Genomic DNA, 17,704 nt, shown 5'->3' on the forward strand with positions numbered 1-17,704 from the left:
CCCGTCACTTACCCCTCACCCCGTCCTCAACCCCGCCGCCAGCAGCTCCACGAAGCTGATGTGCTCCTGGGCCACGCCGAACACCTCGGCGCGCCGGAGGGTCCGCTCGGCCCAGGCACGGTGCGGCTTCACCTCGTTCATCTTGTTGGTGTACGCCGAGCGCAGCACCCCGCCCCCGTCGCGCTCCGGCTCGAGGATGTCCACGGCGTCGCTGTACTCCTCGTGGCTGACGACGGACAGCGCATGCACGGGGGCGACATGCGTCGGGTGGATGCAGGTCTTGCCCTGCAGGCCGTTGGCGCGGTCGAGTTCGATCTCGCGCAGCAGCCCGTCCATGTCGTGCTCGATGAGGGCGGTGCGCAGCGACGACGCGGCGCGGCCGGTGAAGGGGCTGAGGCGCAGCTGCGGTTTGAACATCCGCTCGTGCGGTTTGAAGTACTCCCACACCGGCCCGGTGACCGTGAAGCCGGTGCCGTCCGCGCGGCCCAGCATGTTCACCACGTCCGCGATGACGGAGGCGACGAGCTGTACGTCGTACGCCGTCATGTCGGGCGCGCGGCGCAGCCCGTAGGCCGAGCACAGGTCGGTGACGCCGAGGCGGAGCGCCAGGACCCGCTCGCGGTGCTTGTCGACGGTGCGCCCGATGCCGGCCAGGGTCTCGGTGCGGGTCTCCCGGTGCATCAGCTCCGGCGATTCGAGGACCGGCATCGCGTACAGTCGCCGTCCGCCCAGGGCCTCGGTCGCCTGCGTGGTTTCGGCCGAAATCAGTGCCTCGAGGAAGGGGACGCCGCGCTCCTCGGTGAACTTCGGCAGTACGAATCCGGACAGCAGTCGCACGGCGCTGCCGAGCCGCTGGACGAGATCGACGATCTGCTCGGGGGTGCGGACCCGGATGAACAACAGGGGCAGCGAGAGGTGCGGGCCGCGCGCCGAGAGTTCGCCCAGCTGCCGCACCAGGTTCTCCTCGGCCGCGGGCACCTGATTGTCGTCTATTGAGTCCTCGAGGCAGAGCACCATGGAGGTAACGCCCTGACCTGCCTGTTTGGCGATGTCATCGGCGAGGCGGGGGCGGGTGGCCGGGCTGTAGAGGGTGGCGCCGAGGGCGACGGCGAGCGTCTGGGCCGGGGACTGGGCGGTGAACTCGCCGGGCTCCCGATAGAACAGATCTTTCCGCACCTCGGCCGACAGGTGTCCAAAATGCCGCATACTTCTCCCCACGCTGCCGTGCCCGCGCTGGCCGTTCCGGCCCGGGTGGTGGCCGATAATCGTACGTGCGGCGACTGGTCAAAAGTTCCCCAAGCGCGTGAAAATCGCGTAACTCATATGCGTCCACTGCGTGTCCGGGATACTGGCTCATCACACCTTTTCCGATCTCTTCCCGGCCCCGCACGGCCCCCTGCGTTGTCCCGGCCAGGGCAGGGAGGGCAGGATTGCGGCCATGACGCACGCGATGCTGAAGGGATCGAACATCCCGCTGGAGGCCACCGCTGTACGGGCCGTGCTCCGCTGGACCCCCGGCACGGACGTACCCGACGTGGACGCCTCGGCGCTGCTGCTGGGCGCGGACGACCGCGTGCGCTCGGACGAGGACTTCGTCTTCTACAACCAGCCACGGCATCCGTCCGGCCTGGTGCGGCACCTGCCCAAGAAGCGGGTGCCGGAGGGGCTGACGGACACCGTCGAGGCCGACCTGGCGGCACTGGAGCCGGCCGTCCACCGGGTGGTGCTGGCCGCGTCGGCGGACGGCGGCAGCTTCGGCCAGGTGACGGATCTGAGCCTGCTGCTGTACGACGCGGCGGGCGGGGCGGGCGCGGAGCCGCTCGCGGAGTTCGTGGTGGCGCCGGAGACCGGCCAGGAGACCGCGCTGCTCTGCGGCGAGCTCTACCGGCGCGGGGGCTCGTGGAAGTTCCGCGCGCTCGGGCAGGGCTATGAGTCGGGGCTGGTCGGGCTGGCCACGGAGTACGGCATCTCGGTGGACGACGGCGAGGGGGACGGCGAGGCCGGCGCCGCGGACAGCGGGGAGGGCCCGGCGGCCGACGCCGCCCCGGGCGCGGGCGGGTCCGGGGCCGCGGACACCACCGCGAACGGCACCGGAAACGCGAACGGGATCAAGCCGCAGTCCACCCCCACCCCCGTGACGCCACCCCCGCCGCCGCACACCACCACGGCCGACGAGGCCGCGCCCCCCGGCCCCGCCTTCGGGCCGGACTCCTGGGACGACTCGCAGCTGACCCAGCCGATGGCGGCGCCCACACCGCTGCCGACCGGCTACGGCCCCGTGCCGCCCCCGCCGACCGCTCCACCGGCCGCCCCGCCGCAGCCGCCGTCACAGCCCGGCTACGGCTATCCGCAGCAGCCCACCCACGGCTATCCGCAGCCCCCCGCCCAGCCCCCGGCGGCGCAGGCGGCGCAGCCCGGATACGGCTACCCCCAGCAGCCGGCGTACGGATATCCGCAGCAGCCCGCGTACGGCTATCCGCAGCAGGTGCAGCGCACCCAGCCCATACCGCCGCCCCCGCTGCCCGACCCCAACTTCACGCTGCCGCCGCAGGGGCCGCAGTTCCAGCACCGGTGAGCATCCTCAGGTGATGGGCCGGGTGCCCGGGGAGCACGCCCCGGGCACCCGGCCACGCCACCGCCCTCAGACCTTCTCCTTGTAGCCCCGGCCCCACTGCAGCCCCCACCCGTACAGCCGGTCCAGCTCCGCCTGGAAGCCGTAGACGTACTTCACCTCGCGGCGGACCAGCATCTCGCCCTTGACGTTCTCGATCATCACCACGGCGCAGGAGCGGGCCTGCGGGGCGCGCTCGTGGAGCTCGATCTCCACCCGCGGCCCGTTGCTCGGGTAGAGCGTGACCATGCCGTGGGTGCGGTCGAAGGCCGGGGTGCCGTCGTAGATGTAGACGAAGACGAGCAGCCGCTTGATGTCGTCCTTGTGGTCCATGTTGATGTAGATCGTCTCGCCGGACCCGGACCCGAACCGGTCGTCGCCGCTGAGCTTGACGTACGGCGCCTCGTTCAGGTTGCCCAGGAAGTTGCCGAGCGGCTGGACCACGCCCTTGGCGCCGCTCTGCAGCTCGTACATGCAGGCGAGGTCCAGGTCGACATTGACCATCGCGGAGCCCTGGGCCTGCACCATCTCCGGTTTGAACATCCGCAGCGGATGGCGCAGGGAGCCGCGCCCCGACCTTTCGTTGAAGTCCGATGTCCGCATCCGCCAGGACAGGTTGATCCGCAGGTTGCCGCTGGCCGCCCCCTGTTTGGTCAGCGAGATGGTCTGGTGCCGCTTGGTCAGCGCGACCACACCCGAGGCGTCACCGCTGTCGAATTCGCGCCACGCGCCCCGTCCCCAGTTGTTCCAGAACGCCATCGTGCGCACCCCCACCAGTCGACTACTCGATCGCCCAACTGCCCGCGGGGCGGGCCGGGAGAGAGGACTCCCGGCCCGCCCCGCTCAGAGCGTTCCTCAAACGGACCCGCGTCACACTCCGGAGGTTCGCACTCCGGAGGTGACCTCACACTCCGGACGTGACTTCCGCCTTGCTCTCGGCGTCCTCGCCCCCCGCTGCCGCCTCCCGGCGGTTGCGCACCACCGAGGACCAGTACGAGGCGCCGATCAGCACCACACCGATCAGGCCGGTGATGACCTCGTTGATCTCGTACTTGATGGTGACCAGCAGGATCGCGGCGAGCGCGCCGATGGCGTAGTGCGCGCCGTGCTCCAGGTAGACGTAGTCGTCGAGGGTGCCCCTGCGGACGAGGAAGACGGTCAGGGACCGGATGTACATGGCGCCGATGCCCAGACCCAGCGCCATCTCGAAGATGTCGTTGGTGATCGCGAAGGCGCCGATGACGCCGTCGAAGGAGAACGACGCGTCGATGACCTCCAGGTACAGGAAGAGGAAGAACGCGGCCTTGCCGGCCAGGCCGACCACCGTGGCGCCCTGGCTGCCCTTCGAGGCTCCGGAGGCCGCCTTCTCGGCCCGCTCGGACTCCTCGGCCTCGTCCGCCTCTTCCTCTTCCTCTTCCTCTTCCAGCTTGTCCTCGAAGTAGCCGGAGATGCCGCCCACGATCAGGTAGGTGAGCAGACCGGCGACACCGGCCAGCAGCACGGTCGCGGTCTTGTCGCCGCCGCCGTGGGCCACGTCGGTGGCGAAGGTCATCGCGGTCACGAGCAGCGCCAGCAGGGCGACGACGATCGACAGCGTCTCCAGCTTGCCGAGCTTGGCCAGCGGCCGCTCGAGCCAGCCCAGCCACTTGATGTCGCGCTCCTCGAAGATGAAGTCGAGGAAGATCATCAGCAGGAAGATCCCGCCGAAGGCCGCGATCGCCGGGTGGGCGGCGGTGACCAGGTGTTCGTACTTGTCCTTGTCGTTGATCGCCAGGTTGACGGCCTCCAGCGGCCCCATCTTCGCCGTGATGGCCACGATGATCACGGGGAAGACGAGGCGCATGCCGAAGACGGCGATCAGGATGCCGACTGTCAGGAAGATCTTCTGCCAGAAGGCGTTCATCTTTCGGAGGATGCCCGCGTTGATGACCGCGTTGTCGAAGGAGAGCGAGATCTCCAGGATCGAGAGGATCCCGACGATGGCGAGCCCCTTCCACCCCCAGAGGACGCCTGCCAAGGCCAGGCCGGCCGCCGTGACGGCGAACGACCAACCAAAGGTTTTGAGGAGCACTTCCTGTCCAATCCCTCTTCGTAAGGTCTCCCCCGCGCTCTCTACGCGGCTTTACGAAACGTTGACCCCGAAGTCTAGAGCGATGCCCCGCAGACCTGACGCGTACCCCTGCCCCACGGCCCGGAACTTCCACTCACCGCCATAGCGGTAAACCTCTCCGAAGATCATCGCCGTCTCGCTCGACGCGTCCTCCGAGAGGTCGTAGCGGGCCAGCTCAGCGCCGTCCGCCTGGTTCACCACACGGATGAAAGCATTGCTGACCTGCCCGAACGTCTGGCGCCTGGTGTCCGCGTCATAGATCGACACAGGGAAGACGATCTTGTCGACCCGCTCCGGGACCTTGGTGAGGTCGATCAGGATCGACTCGTCGTCGCCCTCGCCCTCACCGGTGAGGTTGTCACCGGTGTGCTCGACCGAGCCCTCGGGACTCTTCAGGTTGTTGTAGAAGACGAAGTACTCGTCCCCGAGCACTCGCCCCGACTGGCACAGCAGGGCGCTGGCGTCGAGGTCGAACGGCGCTCCGGTGGTCGAGCGCGCGTCCCAGCCCAGGCCGACCATCACCTGGGTGAGATTCGGCGCGGCCTTGGTGAGGGAGACATTGCCTCCCTTGGCGAGGGTAACGCTCATGGTCCTGGTTCCTCCCCTGGTGTCGCGAAGTGCGCATCAAGCGCGGAGTGCGCGCGATGCGCGAGGTGCGCGTGGAGCGCGGAGCACGCATGCGGCGCACGAGGCGCCTCATGGCTTGCGAAGCAGCGCGTCCGGCGCCGCGCCCCTGCCGGTGTGCAGGGGCGCGGCGCCGGACGCGCGGGCGGTACGGTGCGTACGCGGGACGTACATACGCGGGTGGTGCTACGGGGCTACGGGCGGAATCAGACGTTGACGCCGAAGTCCTGCGCGATGCCGCGCAGACCGGAGGCGTACCCCTGGCCGATCGCCCGGAACTTCCACTCCGCCCCGTGCCGGTACAGCTCGCCGAAGACCATGGCGGTCTCGGTCGAGGCGTCCTCGGTCAGGTCGTAGCGGGCGAGCTCATTGCCGTCGGCCTGGTTGACCACGCGGATGAACGCGTTCCGGACCTGGCCGAAGCTCTGCTGGCGGGTCTCGGCGTCGTAGATCGAGACCGGGAACACGATCTTGGCGACATCGGCCGGCACGCCGGCCAGGTTCACCTTGATCTGCTCGTCGTCGCCCTCGCCCTCACCGGTGAGGTTGTCACCGGTGTGCTCGACCGAGCCGTCGGGACTCTTCAGGTTGTTGAAGAAGACGAAGTTCTGGTCGCTGGTGACCTTGCCTTCGGAGTTGGTCAGCAGGGCGCTGGCGTCGAGGTCGAAGTCAGTGCCCGTGGTGGTGCGGACGTCCCAGCCCAGACCCACGGTGATGGCGGTCAGGTTCGGGGCTTCCTTGGTCAGCGAGACGTTTCCGCCCTTGCTGAGGCTGACTCCCACGAGTCCTCCCAAAAAGGTTCGTCAGGAGCACTGTGTGCCCCCTCATTGTTATGCCGGGTACCGGGGGCACCGCCAGGCCACGACCTGGGGCGCCCGGGGGTCCCATCAGGATCAACGCGTCGATCCTAGTGAGCGGTTCCCCCCGTCACAGGGTTTCCGGGGCCTTACAGGGATTCCAGGGCCTTCACGTAGTCGTTGAGGTCCCGGGCGTCGGGGAGTCCGTTGACGACGGTCCAGCGGACCACGCCCTCCTTGTCGATCACGAAGGTGCCGCGCACCGCGCACCCCTTCTCCTCGTCGAAGACGCCGTACGCCCGGCTGGCCTCGCCGTGCGGCCAGAAGTCCGACAGCAGCGGGTACTCAAGACCCTCCTGCTCGGCGAACACGCGCAGCGAGAAGGGCGAGTCATTGGAGACGGCGAGCAGCTGCACCTCGTCGTTGACGAACTTCGGCAGCTCGTCGCGCAGGGCGCACAGCTCGCCGGTGCACACGCCGGTGAAGGCGAACGGGTAGAAGAGGAGGACGACGTTCTTCTCACCCTGGAAGTCGGAGAGCCGGACCGACTCCCCGTGCTGGTTCTTCAGCTCAAAATCGGGGGCCTTCGCGCCGACCTCTATCGCCATGGGTGGCATCCCTTCGCTGGTAGCTCGTGTTGGCTGGATGGGCTGGTTGATCGGGGAACACCCTACGCGCAGAGCCCCCCTCCGATCGGTTCGGAGGGGGGCTCTGCGCAGGGTGTCGCGGGGCCGTGTGCCGACGGCCCCGCCGGAACGGCGGCCACCGGACCGGCGACCACCGGACCGGCTCAGCGCTTCGACTTCGCGGCCTTCGGGGTGACCAGACGGCTGCCCGTCCAGTCCTTGCCCGCGTTGAAGCTCTTGGTCTGGGACAGGCCGGCGGTGGTCGCGGCCTCATTGATGTCGCTCGGCTCGACATAGCCGTCACGGCCGGTCTTGGGGGTCAGCAGCCAGACCGGCGCGCCGTCGTCGATCATCTGGATGGCGTCCACCAGCGCGTCCGTCAGGTCGCCGTCGTCCTCACGGAACCACAGCACGACGGCGTCGGCCACGTCCTCGTAGTCCTCGTCGACAAGCTCCTGGCCGGTGATCTCCTCGATGGCCTCGCGGAGCTCCTGGTCGACATCGTCGTCGTAGCCGATCTCCTGGACCACCTGATCGGGCTGGAACCCCAGCCTCACGGCAGGGTTGGTCCGCTCCTCCGCGTGGTCCGCGGTCGCGCTCACGGATTGCCTCCTGTCATCTTGCGTTCATTCTTAGAGTCGCTGTGCGCCACGCGCGTGCGCGGGGCTTGGGGCGTAGTCCACACGGGCCGGGCGGATCGCGCAAGTACCTGGCCAGCGATCCCGCCCAAACGTGGGGCGTCCCCCCATACGGCGTTCAACGGAGTATTGGGGGAGTGTCACCGCAACTCCCATCATGGACGAACAGCCACGAGTGAGTCACATCACTCCAAAATGCACCGTTTGAACGCGCGTATCGCCACGATACGCCGGGTAGGCCACCCAGGGCCGAACGGGCGTACGCGTGCCCCGTCCGGGGGCGCGTAAGGTTGCGGTTCGGCCGTCGCACCCCGACGCCCGCACTGCGACCGTCTCACCACGTGATGGTTACCACCCGGTAGAGGTGACGTATCCCCTACGCGAGGTACACGATGGAGATCGGCGCGACCCAGCAGAGCACGAATCCATTGCGTGCACAGCACGACCGAAAAGCGAAGGAACAGCGTGGCTTCCGGATCCGATCGCAACCCGATCATCATTGGCGGCCTTCCCAGCCAGGTCCCGGACTTCGATCCTGAAGAGACCCAGGAGTGGCTCGACTCGCTCGACGCAGCCGTCGACGAGCGAGGCCGGGAACGTGCCCGCTACCTCATGCTCCGCCTGATCGAGCGCGCCCGCGAGAAGCGCGTCGCGGTGCCCGAGATGCGCAGCACCGACTACGTCAACACCATCGCCACCAAGGACGAGCCGTTCTTCCCCGGCAACGAGGAGATCGAGCGCAAGATCCTGAACGCGACCCGTTGGAACGCTGCGGTGATGGTCTCCCGCGCCCAGCGCCCGGGCATCGGCGTGGGCGGCCACATCGCCACCTTCGCCTCCTCCGCCTCGCTGTACGACGTGGGCTTCAACCACTTCTTCCGCGGCAAGGACGGGGGCGACGGCGGCGACCAGATCTTCTTCCAGGGCCACGCCTCCCCCGGCATCTACGCCCGCGCCTTCCTCCTCGACCGGCTGAACGAGGCGCATCTGGACGCCTTCCGGCAGGAGAAGTCGAAGGCCGGCCACGGCCTGTCCAGCTATCCGCACCCGCGGTCGATGCCGGACTTCTGGGAGTTCCCGACGGTCTCCATGGGCCTCGGCCCGCTCGGGGCGATCTACCAGGCGCGGATGAACCGCTACATGGAGGCGCGCGGCATCGCCGACACCTCCCAGTCGCACGTGTGGGCGTTCCTGGGCGACGGCGAGATGGACGAGCCGGAGTCGCTCGGCCAGCTCTCCCTGGCCGCCCGTGAGGGCCTGGACAACCTGACCTTCGTCGTCAACTGCAACCTGCAGCGCCTCGACGGCCCGGTGCGCGGCAACGGCAAGATCATCCAGGAGCTGGAGTCGCAGTTCCGCGGCGCCGGCTGGAACGTGATCAAGCTGGTGTGGGACCGCACCTGGGACCCACTGCTCGCGCAGGACCGCGACGGCCTCCTGGTCAACAGGCTGAACACCACGCCCGACGGCCAGTTCCAGACGTACGCGACCGAGACGGGCGCCTACATCCGCGAGCACTTCTTCGGCGACGACCAGCGGCTGCGCAAGATGGTCGAGCACATGACCGACGACCAGATCCTGCACCTGGGCCGCGGCGGCCACGACCACAAGAAGATCTTCGCGGCGTACTCGGCGGCCAAGGCCCACAAGGGCCAGCCGACGGTGATCCTGGCCCAGACGGTCAAGGGCTGGACGCTCGGCCCGAACTTCGAGGGCCGCAACGCGACCCACCAGATGAAGAAGCTGACGGTCGACGACCTCAAGCGCTTCCGTGACCGGCTGCACCTGCCGATCCCCGACAAGGAGCTGGAGTCCGGCCTGCCGCCGTACTACCACCCGGGCCGGGACTCGGAGGAGATCCAGTACATGCACGACCGGCGCAAGTCGCTGGGCGGGTACGTCCCGACCCGCGTGGTGCGCGCCGAGCCGCTGAAGCTGCCGGGCGACAAGACGTACGCGACGTTGAAGAAGGGCACCGGCCAGCAGCAGATCGCCACCACCATGGCGTTCGTACGGCTGCTGAAGGACCTGATGCGGGACAAGGAGATCGGCAAGCGGTTCGTGCCGATCGCGCCCGACGAGTACCGCACCTTCGGCATGGACTCGCTCTTCCCCTCGGCGAAGATCTACTCCCCGCTGGGCCAGACCTACGAGTCGGTCGACCGCGAGCTGCTGCTGGCCTACAAGGAGACGCCGACCGGGCAGATGCTGCACGACGGCATCTCCGAGGCGGGCTGTACGGCCTCGCTGATCGCGGCGGGCTCGGCGTACGCCACCCACGGCGAGCCGCTGATCCCGGTGTACGTCTTCTACTCGATGTTCGGTTTCCAGCGCACGGGCGACCAGTTCTGGCAGATGGCCGACCAGCTCGCGCGCGGCTTCGTCCTGGGCGCGACCGCCGGCCGTACGACCCTGACCGGTGAGGGTCTGCAGCACGCGGACGGCCATTCGCAGCTGCTGGCCTCGACCAACCCGGCGGTCGTCGCGTACGACCCGGCGTTCGGCTTCGAGATCGCGCACATCGTCCAGGACGGTCTGCGCCGGATGTACGGCGAGGACAGTGAGGACGTGTTCTACTACCTCACCGTCTACAACGAGCCGATCCAGCACCCGGCCGAGCCCGCCGACGTGGACCGCGAGGGCATCCTCAAGGGCCTGTACCGCTTCAAGGAGGGCGAGAAGGGCGCCATCCCGGCGCAGATCCTCGCCTCGGGCGTGGCGGTGCCGTGGGCGCTGGAGGCGCAGCGCGTCCTGGCCGACGAGTGGGACGTGAAGGCCGATGTGTGGTCGGCGACCTCCTGGAACGAGCTGCGGCGCGACGCCGTCGAGGCGGAGGAGCACAACCTGCTCCACCCCGAGGAGGAGCAGCGCGTTCCGTATGTGACGCGGAAGCTGACGAACGCGGAGGGGCCGAAGGTGGCCGTCTCCGACTGGATGCGGGCCGTTCCGGACCAGATCGCGCGCTGGGTGCCGGGCACGTACCAGTCGCTGGGCGCCGACGGCTTCGGCTTCGCGGACACCCGCGGGGCGGCGCGCCGCTTCTTCCACATCGACGCCCAGTCGATCGTGCTGGCCGTGCTCACCGAGCTCGCCAAGGAGGGCCGGATCGACCGCTCGGTGCTCAAGCAGGCGATCGACCGGTACCAGCTGCTGGACGTGGCCGCCGCCGACCCGGGCGCGGCCGGGGGCGACGCGTAGCGCTGACGTATCGCTGACGGACACGGCGAAGCGCCGGGAGGCTGAGCCCTCCCGGCGCTTTGCCGTACGCGGTCGTCAGACGTCGTGCGGTCAGATGTGCGCCGCTCCCGCGCCCGCCTCCGCGTTCTTGCCGCGCTTGGTGAACGCCGCCACCACGGCAGCCAGGAGCGAGACGACGCCCGCGACGGTGAAGGCGACGCCCATCCCCGACACGAAGGTGTCGTGCGCCACGCCCGTGATCTTGCCGACCAGCTCCGGCGGCGTGTCCGGGGTGAGCGGGGCCTTGCCGACCTCGACCGCCTTGGACGCCCCGTCCAGCTGCTCCGCGGACATCGGCGGCAGCCCGGCGCGCTGCCAGGAGCCGGGCAGGTCGTCGTCGACCTTGGCGGCCATGACCGCGCCGAGCGCGGCCGTACCGATGCTGCCGCCGACCTGCATGGAGGCCTGCTGGAGGCCGCCGGCGACGCCGGAGAGCTCGATCGGCGCGTTGCCGACGATGACCTCGGTGGCGCCGACCATCACCGGGGCGAGGCCGAGGCCGAGGAGGCCGAACCACAGGGACATCTCGGCGGTGGAGGAGTCCACGTCGAGGGTGGAGGCGCCGAACATCGACACGGCGGTGAGCACCATGGCGACCACCAGCGGGATGCGCGGCCCGAGCTTGGTGATCAGCAGCCCGGCCAGCGGCGAGGCCACGATCATCATGGCGGTCAGCGGCAGCAGGTGAAGCCCGCTGTCGACCGGGCTCATGCCGTGGACGTTCTGCAGGTAGAAGGTGACGAAGAAGAGCCCGCCCATGAACCCGAAGGCCATCAGCACCATCAGCACGGTGCCGGCGGACAGCGGGACGGAGCGGAACATGCGCAGCGGCAGCAGCGGTTCGCTGGTACGGGTCTCCCAGAACGCGAACGCGGCGAAGCAGACCGCGGCGAGCCCGAGGAACAGCAGCGTGCGGGAGTCGCCCCACTGCCATTCGCCGGACTTGATCACGGCCCAGATCAGGCAGAACATCGCGCCGGACAGCAGCGCGATGCCGGGGATGTCGAAGGACTTGGGGGCGTTCTCGGCGCGGTGGTCCTTGAGGATGGCCATCCCGAAGACGAGGGCCAGGACACCGACGGGAACGTTGATGTAGAAGACGGACTGCCAGTTGACGTGCTCGACGAGCAGACCGCCGATGATCGGTCCGCCCGCGGTGGACGCGCCGATCACCATGCCCCAGATGCCGATGGCCATGTTGAGCTTCTCGGCCGGGAAGGTGGCGCGCAGCAGGCCGAGCGCGGCGGGCATCAGCAGGGCGCCGAACAGGCCCTGGAGCACGCGGAAGGCCACCAGCAGGCTCACGCTGCCGGACAGGGCGATGGCGGCCGAGGAGGCGGCGAAGCCGACGACGCCGATCAGGAAGGTCTGGCGGTGGCCGAAGCGGTCACCGAGCTTGCCGGCCGTGATCAGCGAGACGGCGAGGGCGAGCAGATAGCCGTTGGTGATCCACTGGGCGTCGGCGAGCGAGGCGTCGAGGTCTTCGGCGATGGCGGGGTTGGCGATCGCGACGATCGTGCCGTCGAGGGCGACCATCGTCACGCCGATGGCGACGGTCAGCAGCGTCAGCCATGGGTGTCCCCGCAGCCCCTTCGGGGGATCGGGTATGGGAGGTTCCGGCGCCGCGTTGGCGACGGTGGTCTCAGACGTCATGCTCGGAGGCTAGTGTCAGTCACTGACAATTGACAAACAAGTTCACGATTCGGTAACTGTCACCTTTCCCGCAGGTATGGTGAGCGGCCCGAACGCGCCAGAAAGAGAGCTCCACAGGTGACAACGGACCAGGCGGTGGCACCACCACCGGCGGGACTGCGGGAACGCAAGAAGCAACGGACGCGAGCCGCCCTGGTGCGCTCGGCCCTGGAGCTGTTCACCCGGAACGGATACGACCACACGACGGTCGACGAGATCGCGGACGCGGTCGACGTCTCGCAGCGCACCTTCTTCCGGTACTTCGCCAACAAGGAGGAAGTGGCCTTCGCCGCCCAGGACGTGGCGGAGTCCCACTTCTTCACCGCCCTGGTCGACCGCCCCGCCGGCGAGGCACCGCTCACCGCCCTGCACGGAGCCGTCCTCGACGCCTGGGACACCATCGGCGAGGCCGTCTCACAGCTGGTCCCCCGGGACCTCCACATGCGCATGTACTGCGTGATCGAGTCGACCCCCGCCCTGCTGGCCGTCCATCTGCGCCGCACCGCCGAACTGGAGGAGCGGCTGGCCCGGGAGATCGCCCGGCGCGAGGGCCTGGACATCGACACGGACCCGCGGCCGCGCCTGGTGGTCGCGGCGTTCGGCGGGGTGATCCGGGTGGCGGGCCGGCTGTGGGGCGAGAGCGAGGACGCCAGCATGGAGTCCCTGCGGGATCTCACCGCCTACCACCTCGAGCACGTCAGGGCGGCGCTGACCGAACCGTGGGATAGATAATACGAAATCGGGCAAAAGGGTCGCCAGAATCCCCTTCAAACGTGAGAAGCGTCACCGCATTTGGCAGCCACCGCCACGCGTCTCCTAGGGTGTCCCGCGGTGACTTCCTTCTCTGAGCTCGGCTCCCCCTCCCCCGGATCCACCGCCTGGCGCGCGCTGCTCGCCCTGGCCGTGGTGTTCATCCTGCTCGCCACCACCGGCTGGACGGCCATGCGGGAGCAGAGAGGGCCCAAGGGCTCGCTGGCCGCCGAGCTGGCCGCCTGGAGCAAGGGGCACCTCCCGGCGGTGGCCGGAGGCTCCCAGAGCGCCCGGGCCCTCCCCGACCCGTCCGGCCCGCCCCGCCGTCTGGCCCGCTTCCTGGACTCGCTCACCGCGGCCCAGCGCGAGCGCCTGGCCCGCCGCTACCCGCTGGTGATCGGCAACATGAACGGCGCGCCGGTGGAGCTGCGCTACCACGCCAACCGGATCGCCCTCGCCCGCGCCCGGAACATCGAGCGCAAGCGGACGCACGACAGCGGGCTCACCCCGCTCGGGCGGCAGGACGCCGAACGCCGGATGCAGCGGTACGAGGAGCTGCTGAGCGGCGACCGGCAGATCCTCGCCTTCGACCCCACCGGCTCCGGGCGGGCCGCCGAGGTCTTCGGCGACCTGGAACACGCCGGCCGCGTCTCGGTCGTGGTGCCCGGCGTGGACACCAACATCCTGACCTTCCAGAAGGCCGGGCGCCCCTACACCGCGGTCGACGGCATGGCGCGCGCCCTCTACGACGCCGAGCGGGCCCTCGACGCGAACGGCAAGAACGCCGTCATCGCCTGGGCCGACTACACCTCCCCGAGCGGCGTCGGCATGGACGCCGCCACCGGCAAACTCGCCGCCCAGGGCGCCCTGCGGCTGCGCGCGCTGGTCAACGGCCTGCCCGCGCTCACCCGCGTCTCGCTGATGTGCCACAGCTACGGTTCGGTGGTGTGCGGGGTGGCCGCCCGCGACCTGGCGCCCAAGGTCACCGACATCGCCGTCGCCGGCAGCCCCGGTATGCGCGCCGACCACGCCTCCGACCTGGGCACCAGCGCCCGGGTGTGGGCGATGCGCGACTCCGGCGACTGGATCCAGGACATCCCGCACGTGGAGGTCGGCGGGCTCGGCCACGGCGCGGACCCGGTCTCCTCCGGCTTCGGGGCCCGCATCCTGTCCGCCGACGGGGCGCAGGGACACGCCGGGTACTTCGAGCCGGGCACCACCAGCCTCGACAACTTCGCCCGGGTGGGCATCGGCTCGGTCCAGTCCGTGAACTGTGCGGACGGCGCCACCTGCCGGTCCGGTCTGAGCTGACGGCTGGAACCTGAGCTGACGGCTGAAAATTAGCTGACGGCGCAAATTGATTTGACGCGCGTAACCTCCGAAGGGGGACGGGCGGGCCCCCGCCGCATACGATGAGCCGCATGGGTGATGTGCTGGCCGGTTTTCAGACCGTCTGGGAGTTCGACACCGACTCCGTGCTCATCCGCTTCGAACGGGGGATCCGTACGCCGAAGCTGCTGCAGGCGCTCGGCGAGCGCCGCATCCCCTACGAGGCGCTGTCCGCGGTGGAGGTCGCCCCCGGCAAACGGGGGACGGTGGTGCTGCGCGCCGTGCCCAGACCCGGCGCCGACCCCCTGATGGACGCCGCCGACGGCCAGCTCAAGGACGCGGGCGACCCGTACCGCCTGGTGCTGCCCGCCGAGCGCGGATCGCTCGCCGAGTACTACGCCGACGAGCTGCGCACCGCCCTCGGCCCCGCGGCCGCCACCCACGCCGAGTCCTATCTGGTCGCCGCGCCCACGCCGCCGCTGTCGTTCAAGGCGTACGACGGCAAGGCGTCCTTCGACGGCAAGGCCGTCTCGTTCCGCTGGTTCCTGACCCGAGCCTCCTCGACCAAATGGAAGGCCGGGGACCAGCGCTTCCGGATCGACGAGCTGTCAGGCGTCGAATGGCGCTCGCCGGAGTCCAAGGGGGGCGCCGGCGGCTCCCCCAAGCAGGGGCGCAGCGGCTATCTGCGGCTGCTTGAGCACGGTGCGGACGACGGGCACGGCGGCGCCGACGGCTCGGCCACCGGCATGGGCGGGGCGCGTGCGGGCGCGGTCGTACCCGGCTCGGCGGGCGCGGGGAGCGCCGGAGCCGCGACGCGGCCCGACCACCACCCCGCCGCGGTGGTCTTCGGCCTGGGCTACGGCCTGATCCATGAGTCGCTGCCGTTCGCCGCGGCGGTGCTGGAGGCCGTGCAGAGCGCCATCCCGGACCCGTCGGCGGCCGGGTTGGGCCGCGCCCGCTCCGCGGCCAGGCCCGGCCGCCGCGACCCCGCCGACATCGCGGACCGCATCCGCCACCTCGGCGAACTGCACACGGCGGGGCTGCTGACCGACGACGAGTTCAGCTCGAAGAAGGCCGAACTGCTGGCGGAGCTGTGACGGCCCGGGGGTAACCCCATACCGGGGTATGACGTCCGGGGCGCGCCGTCCCCCCTACGCTGTAGCCGCCATGTCCCAGCCGCCGCAAGCCCAGACGCCGCCCGCCACGCGGGCACCGGGGGCGTCCTCAGGGGCGTCCACCGCCGTGCCGTCCGCCGCGCACGAGAGCCTGCTGTCGGTCACCCGGCGGCACCTGTCCGCCCTCGCCCGGGCGCTCGTGACGCCCTCGTACCCGGCGACCCCGCTGCTCGCGGGGTCTTCCAGGCGCTGGCTGCGGCGGCTGCCGTACGCGGTCGCGGGGTTGCTCACCATCATCCTGCTCCCCGTCACCGCCCAGCTCCTCACCAACAACTACGGCCTGAACGGCGGTCTGGCCACCGTGCTGGCCGCCGCCCAGGCCGGGCCGCTGCTGCTGGCCGTCACCCGTCCGCTGCCCGCCTGGTGGATCGCCTTCGTCGCCGATACCGTCGGCGCACTCGCGGTGTTGGGCTACGCCGACCTCCCCGAGCGCACCTGGCCGTGGCAGCCGCCCAACATCATCGGCTATCTCTTCCTCCTCCTCTTCCTCGCACTGCGCGAGCCCCGCCGCACCCTGGTCGCGGTCTGGCTGGTGACCGGCGGTGTGGGCGTGCTCCTGGGGATACCCGGCGCCAGGTACAGCGACGGCACCAATGTGCTGATGTTCGTGCTCGGCGGCGTGGTGCTGCTGGTCGGCGGCGCGCTGCGGGAGCGCGGGGACGCGCAGCGGCGGCTGGCCGAGCAGGAGACGATCAGCGAGGCGGAGCGGGCCCGGCGCACCCTGCTGGAGGAGCGCGCCCGGATCGCCCGCGAGCTGCACGACGTGGTGGCGCACCACATGTCGGTGATCACGGTGCAGGCGGACAGCGCCCCGTACCGGATCGGGGGCCTGCCGCCCGAGGCGGAGCGGGAGTTCGGCACCATCGCGGCCACCGCCCGCGAGTCCCTGGCCGAGATGCGGCGGCTGCTGGGCGTGTTGCGCAGCGAGGACGCGCGCGGGGAGCGGGCGCCGCAGCCCGGTCTCGACCGGGTGCCGCAGCTGGTCGAGGCGACCGTACGGGCCGGGATACCGACCACGCTGTCGATCGCGAAGGACGTGGCGGCCCTCGGGCCGCTGCCGCAGGCGGTGGACCTGTCGGCGTACCGGATCGTGCAGGAGGCGCTGGCCAATGTGGTGCGGCATGCGCCGGGCGCCCCGACGAGCGTGTCGATCCTGGTCTCCGCGGACCGTACGGGGCTGACCGTGCTGGTCGTCAACGGCCCGGCGAACGGCACACCGGGACCGCCCCTGGAGACCAGCGGCACCGGCCACGGCCTGGTCGGCATGCGCGAACGCGTCCGTCTGGTCGGCGGCACCCTGGACACCGGCCCGCTGCCCGACGGCGGCTTCCGCCTCGCGGCCCGGCTCCCGCTCGTCACGGAAAGGTACCCTCTCGCTCCATGACCATCCGGGTGATCATCGTCGACGACCAGGCCATGGTGCGCGCGGGCTTCGCCGCGCTGCTCGCCGCGCAGAGCGACATCGACGTGGTCGGCGAGGCCCCTGACGGCAAGCAGGGCGTCGACGTCAGCCGCAGCACACACCCTGACGTCGTGCTCATGGACGTCCGGATGCCCGAGATGGACGGTCTGGAGGCGGCGCGGCGGATACTCGACCCACCGCCCGGCGTCACCCACCGCCCGAAGGTGCTGATGCTCACCACCTTCGACGTCGACGACTATGTGTACGAGGCGCTGCGCGCGGGCGCCAGCGGCTTCCTCCTCAAGGACGCGCCGCCCGCCGATCTCATATCGGCGGTACGGATCGTGGCCGCCGGGGAGGCCCTGCTCGCCCCCTCCGTCACCCGCCGCCTCATCGCCGACTTCGCCCGGCAGCGCCCCGCGCCGCGCAAGAACCTCGCGGTGCGGCGCGGCGCGCTCACCCCGCGCGAGACCGAGGTGCTCGAGCTGATCGCCCGTGGTCTTTCCAACCAGGAGATCGCGGAGTCGCTGGTGCTGGCCGAACAGACCGTCAAGACGCACATCGGCCGGGTGCTGGCCAAGCTGGGGCTGCGCGACCGGGCCCAGGCGGTCATCTTCGCCTATGAGTCGGGCCTGGTGACGCCCGGTCAATAGGCGGGCGCCGCACACCCCACCCCCTACCCAGGTATGACCCGGCAGTTGGCTCCGGGGTGT

General features: G+C 70.1%; 15 protein-coding genes. 7 read left to right on the plus strand and 8 right to left on the minus strand.

The window, feature by feature from the left end:
• Window positions 1–15: 15 nt before the first annotated feature.
• Entirely contained in the window at window positions 16–1,206 is a 1,191-nt protein-coding gene (locus tag ACFZDL_RS13100) for an HpcH/HpaI aldolase/citrate lyase family protein (protein ID WP_353589061.1), read from the minus strand.
• Window positions 1,207–1,438: 232 nt separating this feature from the next.
• Between ACFZDL_RS13100 and ACFZDL_RS13105 the strand changes: the two genes are divergently transcribed.
• The gene (locus ACFZDL_RS13105; protein WP_353589062.1) at window positions 1,439–2,575 is read left to right on the plus strand and encodes a TerD family protein; all 1,137 of its coding nucleotides are present in this window, start codon (window positions 1,439–1,441) and stop codon (window positions 2,573–2,575) included.
• A 66-nt stretch (window positions 2,576–2,641) separates the two neighbouring features.
• Here ACFZDL_RS13105 and ACFZDL_RS13110 read toward each other — a convergent pair whose 3' ends face one another.
• The 6 genes from ACFZDL_RS13110 to ACFZDL_RS13135 form a co-directional block, all read right to left on the minus strand.
• Window positions 2,642–3,370: a Tellurium resistance gene (locus ACFZDL_RS13110; protein ID WP_353589736.1), complete on the minus strand. Its 729-nt coding sequence runs from the start codon at window positions 3,368–3,370 to the stop codon at window positions 2,642–2,644.
• 145 nt (window positions 3,371–3,515) lie between these two features.
• The gene (locus tag ACFZDL_RS13115; RefSeq protein ID WP_353589064.1) at window positions 3,516–4,682 is read right to left on the minus strand and encodes a DUF475 domain-containing protein; all 1,167 of its coding nucleotides are present in this window, start codon (window positions 4,680–4,682) and stop codon (window positions 3,516–3,518) included.
• Between the two features lie 51 nt (window positions 4,683–4,733).
• The gene (locus tag ACFZDL_RS13120; RefSeq protein WP_353589066.1) at window positions 4,734–5,309 is read right to left on the minus strand and encodes a TerD family protein; all 576 of its coding nucleotides are present in this window, start codon (window positions 5,307–5,309) and stop codon (window positions 4,734–4,736) included.
• Between the two features lie 242 nt (window positions 5,310–5,551).
• On the minus strand, window positions 5,552–6,127 hold the full coding sequence (locus ACFZDL_RS13125) for a TerD family protein (protein WP_353589068.1): 576 nt from the start codon (window positions 6,125–6,127) through the stop codon (window positions 5,552–5,554).
• Window positions 6,128–6,291: 164 nt separating this feature from the next.
• Window positions 6,292–6,750 carry a peroxiredoxin gene (locus ACFZDL_RS13130; RefSeq protein ID WP_353589070.1) on the minus strand — a complete coding sequence of 153 codons (459 nt, stop codon included), beginning with the start codon at window positions 6,748–6,750 and terminating at the stop codon, window positions 6,292–6,294.
• A 182-nt stretch (window positions 6,751–6,932) separates the two neighbouring features.
• Window positions 6,933–7,370: a DUF3052 domain-containing protein gene (locus ACFZDL_RS13135; RefSeq protein WP_014180045.1), complete on the minus strand. Its 438-nt coding sequence runs from the start codon at window positions 7,368–7,370 to the stop codon at window positions 6,933–6,935.
• Window positions 7,371–7,871: 501 nt separating this feature from the next.
• Here ACFZDL_RS13135 and aceE point away from each other — a divergent pair.
• Window positions 7,872–10,604, plus strand: coding sequence for a pyruvate dehydrogenase (acetyl-transferring), homodimeric type (aceE, locus tag ACFZDL_RS13140; RefSeq protein ID WP_353589072.1), 2,733 nt, complete (start codon window positions 7,872–7,874; stop codon window positions 10,602–10,604).
• 90 nt (window positions 10,605–10,694) lie between these two features.
• Here aceE and ACFZDL_RS13145 read toward each other — a convergent pair whose 3' ends face one another.
• Window positions 10,695–12,296: an MFS transporter gene (locus ACFZDL_RS13145; RefSeq protein WP_353589073.1), complete on the minus strand. Its 1,602-nt coding sequence runs from the start codon at window positions 12,294–12,296 to the stop codon at window positions 10,695–10,697.
• 117 nt (window positions 12,297–12,413) lie between these two features.
• Here ACFZDL_RS13145 and ACFZDL_RS13150 point away from each other — a divergent pair, with 117 nt between their 5' ends.
• The 5 genes from ACFZDL_RS13150 (at window position 12,414) to ACFZDL_RS13170 (ending at window position 17,644) form a co-directional block, all read left to right on the plus strand.
• Complete coding sequence (locus tag ACFZDL_RS13150) at window positions 12,414–13,067, plus strand: TetR family transcriptional regulator (RefSeq protein WP_353589075.1); 654 nt, start codon at window positions 12,414–12,416, stop codon at window positions 13,065–13,067.
• A 99-nt stretch (window positions 13,068–13,166) separates the two neighbouring features.
• A complete protein-coding gene (locus ACFZDL_RS13155; RefSeq protein WP_353589076.1) occupies window positions 13,167–14,396 on the plus strand; it encodes an alpha/beta hydrolase in 1,230 nt (409 codons plus the stop codon).
• 110 nt (window positions 14,397–14,506) lie between these two features.
• Window positions 14,507–15,511, plus strand: a complete 1,005-nt coding sequence (locus ACFZDL_RS13160) for a DUF4429 domain-containing protein (RefSeq protein ID WP_353589078.1) — start codon at window positions 14,507–14,509, stop codon at window positions 15,509–15,511.
• A gap of 70 nt (window positions 15,512–15,581) precedes the next feature.
• Entirely contained in the window at window positions 15,582–16,973 is a 1,392-nt protein-coding gene (locus ACFZDL_RS13165; protein ID WP_353589080.1) for a sensor histidine kinase, read from the plus strand.
• Window positions 16,970–17,644, plus strand: a complete 675-nt coding sequence (locus ACFZDL_RS13170) for a response regulator transcription factor (RefSeq protein ID WP_353589082.1) — start codon at window positions 16,970–16,972, stop codon at window positions 17,642–17,644. The genes ACFZDL_RS13165 and ACFZDL_RS13170 overlap by 4 nt, the downstream gene beginning before the upstream one ends.
• Window positions 17,645–17,704 lie beyond the last annotated feature (60 nt).

Origin of the sequence: Streptomyces sp. NPDC007917 (assembly GCF_042959105.1) — a bacterium.
GTDB lineage: Bacteria > Actinomycetota > Actinomycetes > Streptomycetales > Streptomycetaceae > Streptomyces.